Source organism: Ruegeria sp. CE9 (assembly GCF_056537425.1).
Genome location: NZ_JBQFRO010000134.1, coordinates 1 through 569, shown reverse-complemented (window position 1 = coordinate 569; position 569 = coordinate 1). Strand labels below are relative to the sequence as shown.

Genomic DNA, 569 nt, shown 5'->3' with positions numbered 1-569 from the left:
CCACCGCCACCCCGATATCATGGGTGACGAAGATCACGCCCATGCCCATCTCCTTCTGCAATTCCCGCAGCAGGAGCAGCACCTGGATCTGCACCGTGGCGTCCAGTGCGGTGGTCGGCTCGTCCGCCAGCAGCAGCTTCGGCTTGCAGGCCAGCGCCAGCGCGATCATCGCCCGCTGGCGCATGCCGCCCGACATCTCGTGCGGATAGGCCTTCAGCCGCCGCTTGGCCGAGGGGATGCGCACCAGCTCCAGCATCTCCAGCGCGCGCGCCATGGCGTCGCGCTGGCTCAGCCCCTCGTGGCGCACCACCGATTCCGCGATCTGCTGGCCGATGGTATAGACCGGGTCCAGCGCCAGCGCCGGGTCCTGGAAGATCATCGACACGACCCCGCCCCGGTGATCGGCCAGCGCCCGCCCGTTCAGAGCCAGAACGTCCTGCCCGTCGACGCGCACCTGCCCGCCGATGCGGGTCTTTTTCTCGGGCAGGAGCCGCAAGAGCGTCTTCAGCGTCACCGACTTGCCCGACCCGCTCTCGCCGAGAATGCCCAGCACCTCGCCCGGGGCCAGC

Annotated in this window: 1 protein-coding gene; it reads right to left on the bottom strand. The window is 69.2% G+C overall.

Annotated features, from left to right (window positions below):
• On the bottom strand, positions 1-569 hold a 569-nt coding region (locus tag ACR0B3_RS24495), incomplete at both ends, for an ABC transporter ATP-binding protein (RefSeq protein WP_480811310.1).